The sequence below is a fragment of the Thioalkalivibrio sp. HK1 genome, from assembly GCA_000583135.1.
Classification (GTDB): Bacteria; Pseudomonadota; Gammaproteobacteria; order HK1; family HK1; genus HK1.
The window spans coordinates 1-18,863 of the sequence record JFBG01000006.1; the positions used below are offsets into that span (position 1 = coordinate 1).

Sequence of the window (18,863 nt, forward strand, 5' to 3'; positions counted from 1 at the left end):
AACCAGAACACCCTGACCTTCACCGACGCTAACTGGAGGGTGCCGCAATCGGTGATGGTGATGGCGACCGACGATGCCGATGCGGTGGACGATACGGGGGACATTGTGGTCACGGCGAGCGGTGGCGGCTACAACGTCGTTGCCGCCGACGATATCAAAGTCACGGTCACTGCGGATGATGACGATACGGCGAATCTGGTGGTCTCGACATCGTATTTGGCGATCATCGAAGGAGAGACCCCGGGAACCAGTGCGGGAGACGATGGGGTATTCGATATCCGGCTGGCCACGCAGCCGAGCGTGAATGTCACCGTGACTTTGGCGCAGCCGCCATCGTCGACCAACGGCGATGTGTCGTTCAATCCAAGCACCTTGACCTTCACCTCTTCCAACTGGAGCACGCCCCAGCCCGTAAGTGTGACCGCAGCAGCCGACGGCGATTCGACCGAGGACAACGCAACGATCCGCATCAGCGCTGCGGGCGCAACAGAGTACGTCAGTGTCAGTGCGGTCGATGTCAATATCGTCGTGGGGGATAAAGATACCGAGAAGGTGCTCACCTCCGTGGATACCCTGACTATCGATGAAGGCGAGCAAGCCACCTTCCGCGTTCGGCTGACCAAAGCGCCGAGCGCTCCCGTCACCGTGACCTTCGTGCAGCCTACCAATACCGAGATCACCGTCGATACCGTACCCGGCACGAGCGGCAATCAAACCGAGTTGGTCTTCGATACTAACGATTGGGATGACTGGAAATCGGTGCCGGTGAGAGCGGCCAACGACGATGACGATACCGACGATGCGGGCACCATTTCCATAACGGCCGCCGGCGGGGGCTACGGCACCAATTCCGGCGACAACGTGGCGGTCACAGTGACCGATGACGATGAGAAAGGCCTCACCCTCTCCGCTAGCCAACTCTCGGTCACCGAAGGCAACGATGTACTCCTCGGCGTTCGCCTGTCGGCGATCCCGAGCGGGGATGTGACCGTCGCCTTCGCGCTGCCTTCGAACACCGACGTGACCATCGATACCGACTCGACAACCAGCGGCGATCAAAGAACGCTGACCTTCACGAATGCCAACTGGAATAGAGAGCAGGAGGTGACCATCTCCGCCGCTGCGGATGACGATGCGATCGCGGATAGCGCCACCATCGTCATCTCGATCTCCGGCAGCGACTACACCAATATCGAGAATGTGGAGGTATCGGTATCGGTGAGCGAGAGCGATACCGCGGGGATGACGGTCTCCCCCACGAGTCTGGATATCATCGAGGGCGAGGGGGATATCATCACCGTCCGCGTGAGTGCCGCCCCCACCCCGCCGAGCGAGAGCGTCACCATCACGCTGACCCGCACCGGCAGCGCGGATGTGATCTTCACCCCGGAAGTCTTGACCTTCACCGCATCGAACTGGAATACGCCACAGACCGTCGGCGTCAATGCCGCCCACGATGAGGACGAGAGTGCCGACAGCGCGACGATCATCCTGACGCCGACGGGGGGCGGCTACGACGATATCCGCACCATCGGCGTTTCGGTCTCCGTGTCCGATGACGACGCCCCGGGCATCACCACCTTCCCGAGATCGATGAGCATCGTCGAGGGTCGATCGGGCTTCTTCGTGGTCCGGCTGTCAAAGTTGCCGAGCGCGGATGTAACGCTGACCTTCGCCCAGCCCGCCAACACCGATGTGACCTTGGATACCGACCCCGGCACCCCGGAGAATCAAAATACGCTGGTGTTCACAACGGCGAACTGGAGCGTACCGCAAGGGATCTCGGTCAGCGTGGCCACCGATAGCGATAACGATAACGATAGCGCGAGCATATCGATTTCCGCTTCGGGGGCGACGGAGTATCAAAACGTCAGGACGCAAGTGCCGGTGACGGCGGTGGAAGGCGCCGATCCCAACCAACCCTTGACTTGGAATATCCGATCGACGGCTCCGGCGATCCCGCCCCCCAGCGCGCAGGATTCATCGACCTTGCGCGTTCGCTGCTTGGAGGGTGGCAAAGAGTGCAAGGTCTACTTCGACTGCACGGCGCAAGACGGCACCGTCTACCAAGGACCCACGCCGCCTTTGACGATCGCAGCGTGGGAGACCGAAGTGCTGACCGTGGCGAATATCGTCGGACACGTCGGCGATTGGAGCGGTCAGGGACGAGGGCGCCTCACTTGCAGCGTGAGGAGTCTGGAGGGTATCAGCACCCAAGTCTGGACCCGCTCCGGGGATGGGGTGCTGGTGAACAACAGCGCCATCCTTCGCAGCGTGGAATCGCAAAACGCCCAAGGCAATACGACTTATCAGGTGGATATCGAATCCATCCCATCGCCGGATGATCCGGTGAATCGAAGCAATATCCGCATCCGCTGCGAGTCGGCGGATACCGATTGCCGAGATGTCACTTTCCTTTGTTACAAAGATGACGGAAGGCTCTACCAAGGGCTTCTGGGAACGGTCGAGAGCAAGCACACTTGGCATCTGCAAGCGCCGGAACTGGCCAATACCATCGACCATCGTTGGGGGGCAAGGGAACTGCTCACCTGCGAAGTGGGCACCAACGCCCCCTTCAGCGTGCAGATCCTGACCCGAACCGGTGGCGGCGGAGCTTTGGTCAACAACAGCTCCAGCGGAGGGTCCTGATCGAGTTCTTTGATCGATCCCTTCCGATCGAAGGCACAGATCGTGCACTAATCCGGTGATGATATGGGGCGGCCCTCTTCGAAGATCGAGAGAGCCGCCCTTTTTCTTTGCATCCTTGATCGATATCCCCGATCTTCATCCCCAATCTTCGTCCTCTCACCCGGTTTGCCCATCACCGGAAACGCCCGATGACCGATACCGTCGACCTAAAGACTCGTTCTCGCATCATGGCGAGCGTCGGCGGGAAGAATTCGAAAGCGGAGCGGACGCTAAGGCGCTTTTTGCATGCCAAAGGGTTCAGATATATCCTGCACGACCGCCGTCTTCCGGGTACCCCGGATATCGTTTTCCCGCGCTATCGGGCGATCTGTTTCGTGCACGGCTGTTTCTGGCATCGGCATCCGGATTGCAAGCATGCATCCACCCCTTCGACCCGAAGGGAGTTCTGGGATGCGAAATTCCGACAAAACGTAGAGCGCGATCGACGCAATCGCTATATCCTGCTGGAGATGGGTTGGAGAGTATCGGTGGTTTGGGAGTGCGCGCTCGGCAAGGGAAAAAAGAACGACGCCCATGCTCGAAGGATCGCCCGGGCGCTGGGGGATTGGCTGCAAGGCTCGAAGACGGAGTTCGACTCAGGCTCAAATTTCGATTCCTTCGAGGAGCGGGCGAGCGACAAGCCGACACCTTGCAAAGAAAAGGAAAAACCCGAGGAATAGCGCCGAGGACGGAGCATTCACCCCGCCCTTTCATTTCAACCCTACCCGCCCCGTCCCCGCCAACCTGCCAGCCTCGCCCATCGATATTTCGCCCTTCCTTTTCGTCAACGGGTAGGATATGACCGAAAATGGCCGATGTCCTATAAAATGTCTTATCCCATCGCTCCCGTTCTTTTCATCTCACATCGGGCGACGCTCTTGCGAAGGGCTCGTCGCTCGGCAAACGATCCCCGCAAGATGCGCACCCTCGCTTTCCCCCGTCTCCATCGATCCTCGCCGACCGACATCCTTGGATATGACGAGCCATCTCCTTCGTCATCCATCTCTTTTCGCAAAGCACCCTTTCTCGATACTTCCGCTGCCGGTACTTCCGTTCATGACGCAGGCTTTCAACCACCCCGACTCGACTCCCCCGCCCCTCCCGACTCTGGCATCATGACCTCGACATCATGATTTCGACACTATCCGATTCGATTTTCGAACCCCGAAGCGATTCAGATTCAACTCCCGAAAAAGAGCGTGGAGCCACCCGATATCGATCGGATTTCGAAAGATCCACCGCTCTTTCCCGCCGCTTGTCGGCCCCCTTTCGGAGATAGAGACGATAACGATGGAACTCGATGCGCGTATTCCGGATGTCCCCCTGGCCGAAATCGGCTCCGAAGCAAGATATATCGAGTGGTTGGGCTTCGATGCGATCTGGTCGGTCGAGACCCGCCACGATCCCTTCTTCCCCCTCCTGCAAGCGGCATTGGCAACCGAGAGACTCAAAATCGGGAGCAATATCGCCGTGGCCTTCGCCCGCTCCCCCTTCTCGATGGCCATGAGCGCATGGGACTTGCAGGCAACGAGCCAAGGCCGGCTGCTTCTCGGGCTCGGCACCCAAGTGCGGGCTCATATCGAACGCCGATTCTCGGGCATATTCGACCATCCAGCGGCCCGAATCACGGACTATATCGACTGCCTGCGGGCGATCTGGCACAGTTTTCAAACCGGAGCGAAGCCTGCTTATGAGGGTCCTTTTTATCGTTTCCGCCTGATCAGCGATTTTTTCAACCCCGGCCCGATCCCACATCCGGATATCCCGGTCTATCTGGCGGGGGTCAATCCCCGCATGGCTCGGGCCGCCGGCGAAGTGGCGCAGGGCTTCAACATGCACCCGATGCACTCCCCGGAGTACTTACGCGATATCCTTTGCCCCGCCTTCGCCGATGGCGCCCGGCGGCGCGGGCGCACCATCGATGATATCGATGTGGTGGCGATGTGCTTCGTGGTCCAAGGCGAGAGCGAAGCCGAACGTCAAGAGAGCGAGCGGGAGGTTCGTCGACAGATCGCCTTCTACGCCTCGACCCCGAGCTACCGAACCTTCCTCGAATTCCACGGCGAGGGGGAAGCGGCGCAACGCCTCGGGGCATTGATGCGCGAGGGAAGGATCGACGAAATGGCGGATCGGATCAGCGATCGCCTTCTCGAGGCGGTCGCCGTATCGAGTGCCGACGGCGATCCGGGGAGCCTGCTTCGCCGCCGCTATGAGAACACGCCGGTCAAAAGGGTCTCCATCTACGGAAGCACCCCATCGACCGACGACGCTTCGAGCGAGCCCGCTTGGCGCGAGCTGGTCCGCTCGCTCGAAGAGGATTCGGCGCAACCTGCATGATCGATCGTCTTCTTCGATTCCTTTCGCCCTTTTTCGGCGATGAGCGACGGGCGAAAAGACTCCGCCGCGATGCCGAGGAAGTGATCGAAATCGCCTGCACCCCCGCCCGCCCGGAACGGATTCGAAGGATCGCCGAGCGCACCGCCCAAGCCCTTTCGCTCGCGCACGAAAGAGGCGGCACCGACCCTTCGCGCTATGGCCCCATCGTCGAACATTTCCGCACCCAGCACCGACAAGCAAGGCAGCAGCGAGACGACGAAGGTTTGACCGCCTTGACCTTGGTCATCATCTACTTGCGCGCCGAGATGCTCGAAGATACGGCCGCTCCGGCACGCCAATGCATCGATGCCTTCCTGAGCGAGCACGAACAAACCAAGGATGATTGACGGAAAGATCGCTTCGCTTTCGACTCCGAGCCTACGAGGGATCGGGATCGATCTTCGCCAGCAATTGGGTCGGGCTGTCGCCGACCCGGTAATAGTCGGGATGGTTTTGCATCGACCGGTAAGCCTCGTCTCGCTCGAGGCGCGATTCATACCAGCGAAAGGCCTCGAAATTCGGCCCGAGCAGGTGGTGGGCGGACATGACATCCCCGGGGGGCAAAGTAATGCGTATTCCGTATTTCTTCACGACAAGACCTCTTGGGGCTTCACCGAAAAAACGTCTGGTGGCGAAAAGGAGAGTGGGATTCGATCGGCGGGAGAAATGCGGCGGGAGCGATGCTCCTTGCTCAAACCCCCTCGACCACAATCGACGAGGTGATGGCGGAAGCCTCTCGCATTTGGCGGATCGGGGCGTAGTGATCGGAGTCGTGCCATTTGAGAGCTCGCTCCATACTCGGGAATTCGACGACGACGATGCGCTTGGGTTGCCACTGGCCCTCTCGGTTTTCGGCCGCCCCGCCCCGCACGATATAGCGACCCCCGAAGGCCTCGATACTCGCCGGCACCCGCTTGCGATATTCTTCGAAAAGGGCCGGATCGTGCACTTCGACCTCGGCGATGAAATAAGCCTTCGGTCCATGCGTACCATTGTTCTTATCGTTGTCGTTCACGGGATTGACTCTCCTCGATGTCACGGTACATTTTGCTTGCATGCTTTGCGCGCATCGAAGACGATGCACCATCGCCTGCCTTGACTCGCCGAATATCATATCCGACCGACTCCTCGTCGCCTCGAGGGTCGCCACGCCAGTTGAACGGGTCAAGCCGATGATCGAACACGCCCCCCCTTCCATCGCCCATATCCGGGAAGGTCGTCCGCAGGAAGTCGTCTTCGTCCTGATCCACGAATACTCCCTGATCGCTTTCAGCTGCGCACTGGAACCGTTGCGAATGGCCAACCGCTTGAGCCGCAAGCCTTTGTATCGCTGGCGAATCGTCAGCGATAGCGGGCAGGCGGTGGTCGGCAGCAACGGTCTGTCCGTCGAGGTGGACGGGAGCGTCGATTCCGTGATGCGCGCCGACCTCGTCTTGATCTGCGCCGGCGAGCGGCCTCAGCATCATTCGAGTCCTAAGCTCATCGCTTGGCTGCAAAGACTCGCCCGGCAGCGAATCGCGCTCGGCGGGATCTGCACCGGGACGCTTTTATTGGCCCGCGCCGGACTCTTGGGCGGCTATCGGTGCACCATCCATTGGGAGAATCTTGCGAGTCTGCGCGAGGAATATCCCCATGCGATCATTTCCTCCGAACTCTTCGAGATCGACCGCGACCGCTACACCTGTTCGGGCGGGGTGGCCCCGCTGGATATGATGCTGAACCTTCTCGAGGCTCGCCACGGACACCGCTTGGCGGCGATGATATCGGAGGAATTCATCTGCGAGCGCATTCGCCGCCGCAACGATCGCCAGCGCACCCCTTTGAAAATGCACTTGGGCACCAGTCAGCCGAAGCTGGTCGAGGCGATCTCGCTGATGGAGGCCAACTTGCAAGAGCCGATGAACCTCGACGAACTGGCAAGCCATGTCGGTATTTCCCGACGCCAGTTGGAGCGTCTCTTTCAGCGCCATATCCACTGCGTCCCCAGGCGTTATTACTTGGAACTCCGCCTCGATCGCGCGCGTCAGCTCTTGCAGCAAACGGCGATGCCGATCACGCACGTCGCCCTTGCCTGCGGTTTCGTCTCCGCCGCCCATTTCAGCAAGTGCTACCGCAGCGTCTACGGCCTTTCGCCCAAGGACGAACGACGCTTGCGCCTGCCGCCCTCGCTCAATATTTCATGGCTGAGCGACGAAAAGAGCGAGCCCGACAAAACGAATCGAAATGCTCTTTTCGACGATGCGCCGCCGAATGACGAATCCGACCTCAAGCCTCGTCAGGCAGAATCTTTCCCGGATTCATGAGATTGTCGGGATCGAGAGCGTTCTTGATGAGGTGCATGACCTGCACGGCCTCTTGTCCGTGCTCTTTATCCATATATTCGATCTTGCCGTAGCCCACCCCGTGTTCGCCGGTGCAGGTGCCGCCCATCTGCTGAGCGCGCTCGACCATGCGATCGTTGAGCGCCTGCGCTCGGGCGAGTTCTTGCGGATCGTCGGGATCCAAAACGAATGCCAAGTGGAAGTTGCCGTCGCCTACGTGACCTACGATCGGGGCTATCAATCCGGAGGCGTCGATATCGGCTCGGGTCTGTAGGATGCATTCGGTGAGGCTCGATATCGGCACGCAGACATCCGTGGCCCAACCCTTGGATCCGGGGCGCAAGGCGAGCGAGGCGTAGTAGGCGTCATGGCGCGCTTGCCAGAGTCTTGCGCGCTCTTCCGGGAGGTTGGCCCATCGAAACTCCCCGCCCCCGTTTTCCGCCGCCAACGCCTTGGTCGTTTCCACCTGCTCTCGCACTCCGTCCTGGCTACCGTGGAATTCGAAAAAGAGGGTCGGGGATACGGGATAGTCGTATCCGGAATAGCGATTGACCGCATCCATCTGCACTTCGTCGAGCAATTCGATGCGGGCGACGGGAATGCCGAATTGGATGGCTCTGATCACGGTATCGACCGCACCGGCGAGGGTATCGAAGGGGCAAACGGCACTGGAAATCGCTTCCGGGGTTCCGTACAGACGCAGCCGGATGCCGGTGATGACCCCGAGGGTGCCTTCCGATCCCACGAAGAGCCGGGTGAGGTCGTAGCCGGCGGCGGATTTTTTCGCCCGCCCCCCGGTTTGGATGATGCGTCCGTCGGCGAGAACGACGGTCAATCCCAATACATTCTCGCGCATGGTTCCATAGCGCACCGCGTTGGTGCCCGAGGCGCGGGTGGCGGCCATCCCGCCGAGCGAGGCATCGGCCCCGGGGTCGATGGGGAAAAAAAGACCGGTATCGCGCAAATGGGTATTGAGTCGCTTGCGGGTGACGCCCGGTTGTACCAAGCAATCGAGATCGTCGGCGTTGACCTCCAAGATCCGATCCATCTTCGAAACATCGATGCAAACACCGCCTCGAAGGGCCTGCACATGTCCTTCGAGCGAGGTACCGGTGCCGAAGGGGATCACCGGAGAGCCGTATCGACGACATAGAACGACCACCTGCTGCACTTCCTCGGTGCTTTCGGGGAAGACGACGATATCCGGCGGGGCGACGGCATGATAGGACTCGTCCTTTCCGTGCTGCTCGAGCACCGAGGGGGCGGTCGAGCATCGGCCCGGAAGGAGGGCTTCGAGTTCGTCGGCGAGCGTGGTCGCCGCCTCGAGGGGAAGATTCATCGATGGCTCCCGGTTGGCAGGGATCGAATGCGGATCGAAAAATGACTCGAGAAAAGGGTATCGAAAAAGGTATCGAAAAAAGAGTCTCGAAAATAAGATTGAACAATGTATCCCGATAAGATCCGAAAAGGATCGAAGCATCGGCGCTTGGCAAACCGAGACCGATAGGATAAACGACGATGGCGGGGTTTTGGGTCGAAAACAAGCGCTCCTCGCCCGCTCTCGATAGGGCTTTCGGCGCTTCTACATTCGACGCTCTACTTTTAGTGCTCCACTTTCGGTGCTCTACAGGCGAGCCCGCCGCCGTTGCCGGCGACGACGAGGGCGCTCCTCGATCCCTTCATCGCCGGCCTTGACCGCCGACTCCTTGGCCCCGTCGGCCTTTCGCTTGGGCAAGGCGAGAACCTTGGACAGTTCGGGATATTCCGCGGTTTTATGAGGGATCGCCATCGCCTCCACGAAATACTCCTGAAACTTCGGTTCGACGGCGGTCTCGATCTTCTCGATCAAGCGCACCACCCGCTCGATCGCCGAGCGAGCCCCTCGATCCAGCAGCGCCACCCTGGCGCCGGTACCGGCGGCATTGCCCGCCGAAGTCACGTGATCGATGGCGCAATCGGGCACCAACCCGAGCACGATGGCGTATTTGACATCGATATGGCTGCCAAAAGCGCCGGCCAAGCGAATGCGATCGATCCGCTCCACGCCGAGACGGTCCATCAACAACCGCACCCCGGCATAAAGAGCGGCTTTGGCGAGCTGGATGGCGCGGATGTCATTTTGCGTGATCCTCACCTCGATATCGCCCCGGTGCAAAACATAGGCCCAGGTGCGCCCGTCGGCGACGATGCGATCGCTTCGCTTCGCCCCTTCGGATCGAATCACTCCATCCTCGTCGACGATCCCCGATAGATACATCTCGGCCACGACCTCGATGATGCCCGAACCGCAAATGCCGGTGACATCGACCCCCTTGGCTTGCGAACCCTTCGCCGTTCCATCGCAACCCCGGAAATCGACCTCGTCCGACCAACCATCGCAGCCGATGACCTTGAATCTGGGCTCCAAGGTTTCGGGGTCGATACGCACCCTTTCGATGGCTCCGGGGGCGGCGCGCTGGCCGCAGCTGATCTGCGCCCCCTCGAAGGCCGGTCCCGTGGGGCTCGATGCGGCGACCAAGCGCTCGCGATTGCCAAGGACGATCTCGGCATTGGTTCCCACATCCACCACGAGGTTGATCTCGTCTTGCAGATGCGGCGCCTCGGAGAGGATCACCCCCGCGGTATCGGCTCCGACGTGCCCGGCGATGCAAGGCAATGCGTAGGCCCTGGCCCCCGGTTGCAGATCGAGATCGAGATCCCGCGCCGGTATCGACAGGGCTTCGTCGATGGTCAAGGCGAAGGGGGCCTGCCCCAACTCCACCGGATTGAGACCGAGCATGAGGTGGTGCATGATCGGATTGCCGACCCAGACCACATCCAGGATATCGAGGGCGTCGATCCCCGCCTCCGCCGACGCTTCGTAAAGTAAGTCGCGTACCGCCTTTCGCACCACCGCGGTCATTTCCCGCTCGCCCCCGGGGTGCATCATCACATAAGAAACCCGGCTCATCAGATCTTCGCCGAAGCGAATCTGGGGGTTCATCGAACCCACCGATGCCACGACTTCGCCGCTGGCGAGATCGCATAGATGGGCGGCGATGGTGGTCGATCCCACATCCACCGCGGCCCCGAAAACCCGCTCGCGAAAACCGGGCCAAACCGCGACGATCTCCCGAGCCTCGTGCACCGCCACCGTGACCTGCCACCGACCCTCCCTAAGCGCCCCGGGCAGAGACTCCAGCACCCCGATCCCGCATTCCAGATCGTGGAGATCCCACTGCTCAGCCAGCATCTCCTTGACCCGCCGCAGATCCCCGATGGGCTCATGCATGTCGGGGGGGGCGACCTCCACATAGTGCAAACGCACCACCGGATCGATCCTGATATCGTGCACTTCGGCGCGTTTTCGCACCACCTGCCGGTGCACTTGGCTTTCCGGGGGGACATCGATGACCAGATCGCCTTGGATCTTCGCCGAGCAGCCCAAGCGACGCCCGGGGTCCAAAGGCGAGCGCTTTTCGTGATAGCGCCGCTCGACCGCGCCGAATTCGGAGAGGTGCTCGGGACGAGAGGAAAGACCGTGCTTGGAAAACTCACCGACGCTCTGCACGACTTGACAGCGACCGCAAATCCCCCTTCCTCCGCAAACCGAATCCAGATCCACCCCCAGCGCCCGCGCGGCATCGAGCACCGCGGTGCCGACGGGGAAGCGCCCCCGCCTTCCCGAAGGGGTGAAGACGATCTGCGCCTCGGCGTCGGGATCGGGAAGGGGCGTATCAGACACGGCGCCCCCGACGACTCGAACGTCGCCGACGCTCGCCCTCGCCCCCCATCGCCGAGGGCTCGCGATAGCGCGTGATCCACCGCCGACAATCGGGATCGTGCCCCATCATCACATCCGCGGCCATGCAGGCCTGCATCACCCCGTCATGCAAGGGATTGGTGATCGCCGATGTCATCCCCGCGCCGATGGCCATCGTCAAGAAGGCGGCGTTGATGCCGTTGCGATTGGGCAATCCGAAGCTGATATTGGATGCCCCGCAGGTGGTATTGACGCCGAGCTCCTCGCGAAGGCGCTTGACGATATGGATGACCTGCCGCCCGGCCTGATTGATGGCCCCGATCGGCATCACCAGCGGATCGACCACCACATCGTTATGCGGGATGCCGTAGTCCGCCGCGCGCTGGACGATCTTCTTGGCCACTTCGAAGCGCTCGTCCGGATCCTCGGAGATGCCGGTTTCGTCGTTGGAGATCGCAACCACCGCCGCCCCGTATTTCTTGATCAGCGGCAATACCGCCTCCAAGCGCTCTTCCTCGCCGGTCACGGAATTGACCAAGGCCTTCCCCTGATAGACCGCAAGGCCCGCTTCGAGGGCATCGACGATCGACGAATCGATCGAGAGCGGAACCGGGGTCAGCGATTGCACCAACTCCACCGCCCGCGCGAGCAGCGCCGGTTCATCGGCGAGCGGGATACCGGCATTGACATCGAGCATGTGGGCCCCGGCTTGCACCTGCGCCAAGGCATCCGAACCGACGCGGGAGAAATCCCCGGAGGACATTTCGGCGGCGAGGATCTTGCGCCCCGTCGGGTTGATCCGCTCGCCGATCACGACGAAGGGCCGCTCGAAACCGATCACGACCTCCCGCTTGGCCGAACTGATGACGGTATCGGTCAAATCTCGTCTCCTGGAAAAGGGGAATCTCGAAACAGCGGTTCGAACGGGGGCTCGAACGGGAATTCAAAAAAGTGTCCGAAACCGTGGTTTGAAAAGGCAAGAGCGAAAGACGCATCGATTCGGCCGGCGTTTGCCTACCCCCCAAACCGGCCGGTCGCCGTTTCAGCCCATCAAAAAACCGATCAACATCAGCAAGAGGATGAGTCCGATGCAACCCGAACACCCCGAGCCGCTATCCGCCTGCGCACGATCTTCTCGTGAAGCGCCGCCCGAAGCGATTTGCCTCGATGACCTGAAACCGTCTTTCGAGCCTCGCTTCGATGGCTTGTGATACGGCTCGTTATATTTGGGGCGGCGACGCTCACCGCCATCGTCCTTGTCGCTTCGAAGGGCATCGCCTGCGCCTTTGAATATCCACGACAAGACGATCAACACCAACAACGCGATACCCAACGGCGGCACGGCTACCGAGAGAACAAAGATCAAGACAATCCCGAGGCACCCCAATCCCCTGAATCTCCGCTTGCCAACCCGTTCTTTAACATCCGCGAGCGCTTCACTCTCTCAACAGCCCCGCCTCGCAAGAGGCCTTGGCAAAAAGCCCGCCTTAAGCGCTCGCCATCGCCCCCCGGATATTGTGTCGGCGCATCATGAAATCCTTGGCGGTTTCGACCGCAACCGCGGCATCCCGACAATAGGCGTCGGCGCCGACGGCGCTGGCGAATTCCTCGTTGAGGGGGGCGCCGCCGACGAGCACGGTGTAATCGTCGCGCAGCCCCTTCTCCTTCAACGTGTCGATGACCACTTTCATATAGGGCATGGTGGTGGTCAGCAATGCCGACATCCCCAAGATATCCGGCTTATGCTCGTGAAGCGCGGCGATGAAGGCGTCGGCATCGGTATTGATACCGAGATCGATCACCTCGAAGCCGGCTCCTTCGAGCATCATCCCCACCAAGTTCTTGCCGATATCGTGAATATCGCCCTTGACCGTTCCGATCACGACCTTGCCGATCGTCTCCGCCCCGGTCTCGGCCAGTAGCGGCCTTAAAATAGCCATCCCCCCCTTCATCGCCCCCGCCGCAAGCAAAACTTCCGGAACGAAAAGGATGCCGTCGCGAAAGTCGATACCGACGATGCGCATTCCCTCCACCAGCGCCTCGTCGAGCACTTTCTTCGCCTGCCATCCGCGCTCCAAAAGGATATTGGTGCCTTCCTCGATCTCCTCTTTGAGCCCGTCATAGAGATCGTCATGCATCTGCTTGACCAGATCTTCGTCGGACAAGGCACTCAGATCGATTTCCTCGCCATCCTCCTCGTCTTCCGAATCATCGGCACGATCCTTTCGATCATCGAGATCGAGATCGTCATCGCTCATCGGTTCGAATGATGGTTGCACGGTGGTGAACTCCTCTTGATGGGATGGCATTGCCGCAAGAGTCCATGAATCGAACGATCGGCTCGAACGCTTGCGCTCGAAGGACCGGCTCGACCCTTCTTCTCTCGGCTTTCAGTCCCTTTCGGTCCGGTGCGAAACCGGTGCGTCTCGGCATCGAAGCCGATGATCCCGAGGACTTTTTTCTCAATCTTTGAAATGGCCTTTCGAATGGCGGGTAGACTATCAGCAGCAGCCTCCAATATTGCTGCGGTTATGATATTTACGCGACATATTTTTGGCTATTTGCGACAGAATTCGACCCCGCGAAAACCTCTTTTTCTCTCCCGAAACAATTCGGGCAAACTCGACTCTCGCCCTTGCCGATCAAGGGTTTGCAAGCGGGAGCCTTCTCGATCGCTTCGAGAGCACCGACCGGCGATGATTCGAAGATCGCAAGCGATGGGATCGGTGTTTGAATCCTTCGGATATCGATATCGCGCCGATGCCAAGTCGATGCCGCGCCGAGGCTGTGATCGTCTTCGATATCGTGAACGCTCGAAGCCCTTTTCGGGCAAGATCCCCTACCCTTCGATTCGATCGACCGATCGGTTCGAATCTTCGATCATGCTCGGCGAGGCGAAGCGGCGGCAGGCTCGGTTTGTGGCCCTATGTCGGTGATAATTCCCCTTCGCACGATGCGTTGTCGTTGACCGAGGCGACAGCCATCCATGTCGGTTTTCCTCGGGGCGATCTCGCACTCTTCTATTTGCCCTGATTTCTCAACCATCTATTCTCAACCACGTCTTCTCAAACCACATCGTCCGCATTGCAAGGAGATGGCATCGATGAGCGGCACCTCGAGCACGAATTCGAACACCCCCCCGAATGACGAGGGAAGGGTCGAAGATGAAAAGATCATCGACGGCAAGGCTTTCGCCGCCGGTTTGCGAGGTCGGGTCAAAAGCCGAGTCGACACCTTTCGCACTCGCACCGGATGCGCCCCGGGGTTGGCGGTGGTCTTGGTCGGAGAAAATCCGGCCAGCGAGGTCTATGTGCGAAACAAGGCCCGCCAAACCCGCGAGGCGGGGATGGAATCCTTCGAGCACCGATTGCCCGATACAACCTCGGAGAAGGATTTGCTGGCTCTTGTCGATCGGCTCAACCGCGACCCCTCCGTGGACGGCATTTTGGTGCAACTCCCCTTGCCGGATCAGATCCGCGCCGATGCGGTGATCGCCACCATCGACCCCGCCAAGGATGTAGACGGTTTTCATACCACCAACGCCGGGTTGCTCGCGATCGGGGGCGATGGCTTGGTCCCGTGCACCCCCTTGGGCTGTGCGATGCTGCTCGAAGACCGCCTCGGTGATCTCTCCGGCAAGCATGCGCTGGTGCTCGGTCGCTCCAATATCGTCGGCAAACCCATGGCCCAGCTATTGCTGCAAAAGAACTGCACCGTCACCATCGCCCATTCCAGAACCCGCGATCTCGCCGGGCAATGCAAGCAGGCCGAGATCCTCGTCGCCGCCACCGGACGCCCCCGCATGGTGCCCGGAGAATGGATCCGCCCGGGGGCGACGGTCATCGATGTCGGCATCAATCGGATCGTGGACGAAAGCGGCAAGAATCGGCTGGTGGGCGATGTGGATTTCGAAAGCGCCCGATCGGTGGCCGCAGGTATCACCCCGGTACCGGGAGGGGTCGGACCGATGACCATCGCTTGCTTGCTACACAACACCCTGCTGGCCGCCTGTCGCCGCCGCGGTGTGGAAATACCCGAGGGCTCCGCTGATTGAGAAAGAGCATCGAGAAAGAGTATCGAGAAAGAGTATCGAGAGTGCGATGCGAGGGGATGACTTGATAAGGATCATCGAACAAGGATCGACGATGAACGATGATTGCCGCCCATCGTCTTCGTCGAGGGCTCTTATCAAAACACGAGCGCGGCTTTGGGTATCGAGGCCCAAACACCCGCCGACGATTCAAGGTCATGCGATGACATTCTCATCGACGAACCCCGCCGGATGAACGCGGGGGCATTCAATCCGGAGGATTCCCAACGCATCGCCCGACGCATCGATCACTATCGGGATGCGGTGCATTTCGTGGAATCGCTGATCCGACCATCGCCCCGCGCCCGCCACCGACGCCAGGCACCGCTCCCGATCGACACCTTGCTTCGGCGCTTGAAAAACCCCGAACGACATTTCCGGGCGATCCATATCACCGGCTCCAAAGGGAAAGGCTCCACCGCCTTGTTCACCCAAGCCCTGCTCGAAGCGGCGGGGGTTCGAAGCGGAGCCTTCACCTCGCCCCACCTCGAACAGTGGCGAGAGCGCATCCGGCTCGGCATGGCTCCGATCTCCTGCGAAGGCTTCGCACAGGCTTTGGAGGCGATCCGCCCGAGCGTCGCCGACCTGCATCGAGAAAGCGCCGACCCGAATGCAAACGACCTCGCCCCCGCTTTTTTCGATGCCTTGGTAGCCGCCGCCTTTTGCGCCTTCGCTCGCGCCGAGGTCGAAATCTCGGTGATCGAAGCGGGGATCGGCGCGAGGCACGATCCCACCTCCGCTTGCATTCCCTTGGCCACCTGCATCACCGGCATCGAGCTCGAACATGCGGATCGGATCGGACCCACCCTTTGCGATATCGCCGACGACAAGGCGGCGATCATCCGCCCCCAAATCCCTCACATCATCGGCCGCCTCGCCCCCGATTTGCAGGCGATCGTCGAAGCCGAAGCCCTTCGCAAGGATGCCCCGCTGATTCGCTTGGGGGTGGATTTCTCGATCGAAGAGCACCTCGCCCGCAAGCAAGCGAGCGCAGACTATCGCGGCCCCGACCCCGACTCGCACGACAACGCCTTCATCGTTCGCATCGCAAAGCGCGCGATCCCCGTTCGCCTGCGGCATCCGGGAGGGGCGATGCGGGAAAACGCGGCTTTGAGCATCGCCTTGGCCGATGCCGCCGGAGCGCTGGATCGACTCGACGATCCGGCGATCGGCGATGCCTTGGGCGATACCCTCTTGCCGGGAAGGATGGAGATCTTGCGAACCTCCCCTCTGTTCATCGTCGATGGCGCCCATACCCGTATCTCGATCGAAAGACTGATCGAAACCATCGAGACCCTCCAACCTCCATGCACCCAAGGGCTGATCGCGGTGCTCGGTCTCAACCTCGCCAAAGATATATCGAAGGTTCTATCCCCGATGGTCGAAAAAGCCGACCTCGTGATCGCCACGACCGCCGAGCCCTCCCGTTCCTATCCGGCCGAAGATCTGGCGCAGATCCTCTCGCGCTTGCATCCCGATACCGAGATCGTCCCCGTCTTCGAACCTCACGCCGCCATCTTGAAAGCCCTCGATACCGCAGACAAGCAAAACACGATCTGCGCAACGGGTTCGATGTATTTGGCAGGCGCCGCCCGCAAGGCGATGCGAGCGATATCCTCCTAACACAACCTTCTTGCACCCCCTTCGAACCGGATCGCCTTGACCCTCGAGGAGATCGAACAGGAGATCGAAGCGATGTCCGCTACCCAAAGCCCCGGCGCCCGATTCAAAAAAGCCCTTTCGCACCAACCCCCTTTGCAGATCGTGGGCACCATCAACGCTTACAGCGCCATGCTCGCGGAAAAAGCCGGGCATCGATCGATCTATCTTTCAGGCAGCGGGGTGGCAAGCGCATCCCACGGACTGCCGGATCTGGGCCTGACCACCATGCACGATGTGTTGATGGATGCCGAGCGGATCTGCAACGCATCGGATTTACCGCTTTTGGTGGATATCGATACCGGCTGGGGCGGACCCGCCAACATCGCCCGCTCGATTCGATTGCTGGAAAAAGCCGGGGTCTCAGCCGTGCACATCGAAGATCAGATCGAACGCAAACGTTGCGGACATAGCCCCGGCAAGACTATCGTCGAGCCACGAGAAATGATCGGTCGCATCGAAGCCGCTTGCGATGCCCGCAACGATCGAGACTTCATGATCATGGCCCGCAGCGATGCCCTTGCCACGGAAGGAATGGAGGCGACCATCGAGCGAGCCCGGCTCGATGGCGAGGGCTGAAAAGAAGCCAATATCAACACCGAAAAAGGAGCAACCAATCGGATAGTACCGAAGTCTTTTCGATGAGTTCGTCAATCGATCACCCGGAGCACATATACCCACGCTTTTTATTTTCCTTCCGAAGACCGCTAAGGGTGTAGGTATTGGACTTCAACCGATTGCACGGACCGCATAATAAAATCCGATTGCTGATGTGATTGATACCACCATCCGCACGAGGTGTATTGTGGTCGAGTTCCAAGTATCGGGGATCGTCAAACTTCCGATCGCAACCCTGACAAACCGATCCATATTGTTCGATCAAGTGATCGTACATTTCCGACCGGCTCATGCGATCTCCCTTCGGTTCATGCACCCTTACTTTTGCTCGAAGATACGGGGCTGCGGTTTCTCCGTCATCGGTACGGATCGGAGGAGTGGACGATGTGATAATGGAACCGCCGAACATATCGGCGCACTCCCGCTCCATCCGCTCGGCTACCACCGCCGATGCGTTGTTCCAAAGGTCGATCCCAACCCATTGCCGACCAAGACGCTCGGCAGCAACGCACGTCGTGGCGCATCCAGCGAAGGGGTCCATCACGATTCCACCTTCAGGGCATGATGCTTTGATAATACGCTCATATAATGCGACGGGTTTTTGCGTTGGATAGCCTAAACGTTCGGCCGACGCGGGATTGATGATCGGAATATCAAACCAAACATTTCCAATCGTTGGAGTTTGTGCTTCGGTATATTTGATCACTCGTCCCAGATTCTTGGCTTCTGCAATCTTATCGGCAGCCTTTTCAGGGCAATAAACCAGCAACTTCGTCACACCACGATCAGTAACAGTATGGTATCCCTTTCAATATCTATCATTATCCCTTGCAACGCCAATAGGCTTTTCGAAGTGATATAGCTTGGATTTAGTGTAGAAAAGAATAGTATCCGCCATTCGCGCGTAAGAATCTCCGCGACGACTAAATCGATTGTATGACCAAGTGATTTCATTGCGGAAATTATTGACACCGAAAATCGCATCCATGATCATCCGAATATACGAGTTCGCTGTCTGGTCGCAATGTAGGTAAATGCTCCCGGTAGGCTTCAATATCCGGTGCATTGACAGCAACCGCACCGCTAAAAAGCACAAGAACGCTCCCATGCTATCCGAGTGTGTCTCCCGAGCACATTGGATAGCATGCATTACTCTCGAATTATCGTTTTTGATCTCGTCGATCCAAGACTGATGAACATCTTGCTCCCAACTCCACCGATCTTGGAACTTAGCCCCGGCGGTGAGGCTATCGGGAGTCGCATGGAAATCCTTGCCCTTGTTGAATGGCGGGTCCGTTGCGATTAGATCGATAGTCTCCGAATTCATTGCCCGCATGAAGTCGAGATTATCACCATGAAACAACGTACG

Annotated in this window: 16 protein-coding genes and 1 pseudogene; 8 read left to right on the forward strand and 9 right to left on the reverse strand. The window is 59.6% G+C overall.

The genetic code is table 11. The features are described from left to right. The 4 genes from BF99_RS23235 to BF99_RS0101590 form a co-directional block, all read left to right on the forward strand. Positions 1–2,649 (forward strand): hypothetical protein (locus BF99_RS23235; RefSeq protein ID WP_025769471.1); only part of this gene is annotated, 2,649 nt, incomplete at its 5' end. 188 nt (positions 2,650–2,837) lie between these two features. Further along, on the forward strand, positions 2,838–3,368 hold the full coding sequence (locus tag BF99_RS19965) for a very short patch repair endonuclease (RefSeq protein WP_081759046.1): 531 nt from the start codon (positions 2,838–2,840) through the stop codon (positions 3,366–3,368). Between the two features lie 610 nt (positions 3,369–3,978). Next, positions 3,979–5,025, forward strand: a complete 1,047-nt coding sequence (locus tag BF99_RS19970; protein ID WP_038096889.1) for a TIGR03617 family F420-dependent LLM class oxidoreductase — start codon at positions 3,979–3,981, stop codon at positions 5,023–5,025. Next, the gene (locus tag BF99_RS0101590) at positions 5,022–5,411 is read left to right on the forward strand and encodes a hypothetical protein (protein ID WP_025769476.1); all 390 of its coding nucleotides are present in this window, start codon (positions 5,022–5,024) and stop codon (positions 5,409–5,411) included. Before BF99_RS19970 ends, BF99_RS0101590 begins: the two co-directional genes overlap by 4 nt. Positions 5,412–5,442: 31 nt before the next feature. Here the strand turns inward: BF99_RS0101590 and BF99_RS0101595 are convergent, their stop codons facing one another. Continuing rightward, positions 5,443–5,655: a hypothetical protein gene (locus BF99_RS0101595; RefSeq protein ID WP_025769477.1), complete on the reverse strand. Its 213-nt coding sequence runs from the start codon at positions 5,653–5,655 to the stop codon at positions 5,443–5,445. Positions 5,656–5,755: 100 nt separating this feature from the next. Next, positions 5,756–6,079 carry a DUF1330 domain-containing protein gene (locus tag BF99_RS19975; RefSeq protein ID WP_051482736.1) on the reverse strand — a complete coding sequence of 108 codons (324 nt, stop codon included), beginning with the start codon at positions 6,077–6,079 and terminating at the stop codon, positions 5,756–5,758. Between the two features lie 157 nt (positions 6,080–6,236). Between BF99_RS19975 and BF99_RS19980 the strand changes: the two genes are divergently transcribed. Continuing rightward, on the forward strand, positions 6,237–7,367 hold the full coding sequence (locus BF99_RS19980) for a GlxA family transcriptional regulator (protein ID WP_025769479.1): 1,131 nt from the start codon (positions 6,237–6,239) through the stop codon (positions 7,365–7,367). Here BF99_RS19980 and BF99_RS0101610 read toward each other — a convergent pair. The 5 genes from BF99_RS0101610 to BF99_RS0101635 all read right to left on the reverse strand — a co-directional run bounded on the left by BF99_RS0101610 (position 7,330) and on the right by BF99_RS0101635 (position 13,436). Further along, the gene (locus tag BF99_RS0101610; protein ID WP_025769480.1) at positions 7,330–8,724 is read right to left on the reverse strand and encodes an FAD-binding oxidoreductase; all 1,395 of its coding nucleotides are present in this window, start codon (positions 8,722–8,724) and stop codon (positions 7,330–7,332) included. The two genes, BF99_RS19980 and BF99_RS0101610, sit on opposite strands and share 38 nt — an antisense overlap. 285 nt (positions 8,725–9,009) lie before the next feature. Next, on the reverse strand, positions 9,010–11,109 hold the full coding sequence (locus BF99_RS0101620; protein ID WP_025769482.1) for an ASKHA domain-containing protein: 2,100 nt from the start codon (positions 11,107–11,109) through the stop codon (positions 9,010–9,012). Then, the gene (locus tag BF99_RS0101625; RefSeq protein WP_025769483.1) at positions 11,102–12,007 is read right to left on the reverse strand and encodes a methyltetrahydrofolate cobalamin methyltransferase; all 906 of its coding nucleotides are present in this window, start codon (positions 12,005–12,007) and stop codon (positions 11,102–11,104) included. The genes BF99_RS0101620 and BF99_RS0101625 overlap by 8 nt, the downstream gene beginning before the upstream one ends. A 162-nt stretch (positions 12,008–12,169) precedes the next feature. Then, positions 12,170–12,493 (reverse strand): hypothetical protein, encoded by a 324-nt coding sequence (locus BF99_RS0101630; RefSeq protein WP_156013118.1) that lies wholly within the window; start codon positions 12,491–12,493, stop codon positions 12,170–12,172. Positions 12,494–12,614: 121 nt separating this feature from the next. Then, positions 12,615–13,436 (reverse strand): corrinoid protein, encoded by an 822-nt coding sequence (locus tag BF99_RS0101635; RefSeq protein WP_025769485.1) that lies wholly within the window; start codon positions 13,434–13,436, stop codon positions 12,615–12,617. A gap of 794 nt (positions 13,437–14,230) precedes the next feature. On the opposite strand from BF99_RS0101635, the gene folD reads away from it, so the two are divergent. From folD to BF99_RS0101665, 3 genes are all read left to right on the forward strand, one after another. After that, a complete protein-coding gene (folD, locus tag BF99_RS0101655; protein WP_081759062.1) occupies positions 14,231–15,181 on the forward strand; it encodes a bifunctional methylenetetrahydrofolate dehydrogenase/methenyltetrahydrofolate cyclohydrolase FolD in 951 nt (316 codons plus the stop codon). 102 nt (positions 15,182–15,283) lie between these two features. Beyond that, complete coding sequence (locus BF99_RS0101660; RefSeq protein WP_025769489.1) at positions 15,284–16,840, forward strand: bifunctional folylpolyglutamate synthase/dihydrofolate synthase; 1,557 nt, start codon at positions 15,284–15,286, stop codon at positions 16,838–16,840. A gap of 72 nt (positions 16,841–16,912) precedes the next feature. After that, a complete protein-coding gene (locus BF99_RS0101665; protein ID WP_025769490.1) occupies positions 16,913–17,455 on the forward strand; it encodes an isocitrate lyase/phosphoenolpyruvate mutase family protein in 543 nt (180 codons plus the stop codon). A gap of 79 nt (positions 17,456–17,534) precedes the next feature. Here the strand turns inward: BF99_RS0101665 and BF99_RS23885 are convergent, their stop codons facing one another. Together BF99_RS23885 and BF99_RS23645 are read right to left on the reverse strand one after the other, a co-directional pair. After that, positions 17,535–17,924, reverse strand: a complete 390-nt coding sequence (locus BF99_RS23885; RefSeq protein ID WP_306699450.1) for an HNH endonuclease — start codon at positions 17,922–17,924, stop codon at positions 17,535–17,537. A 39-nt stretch (positions 17,925–17,963) separates the two neighbouring features. Then, a pseudogene (locus BF99_RS23645) lies at positions 17,964–18,830 on the reverse strand (DNA-methyltransferase); the annotation flags it as partial. Positions 18,831–18,863: the final 33 nt, after the last annotated feature.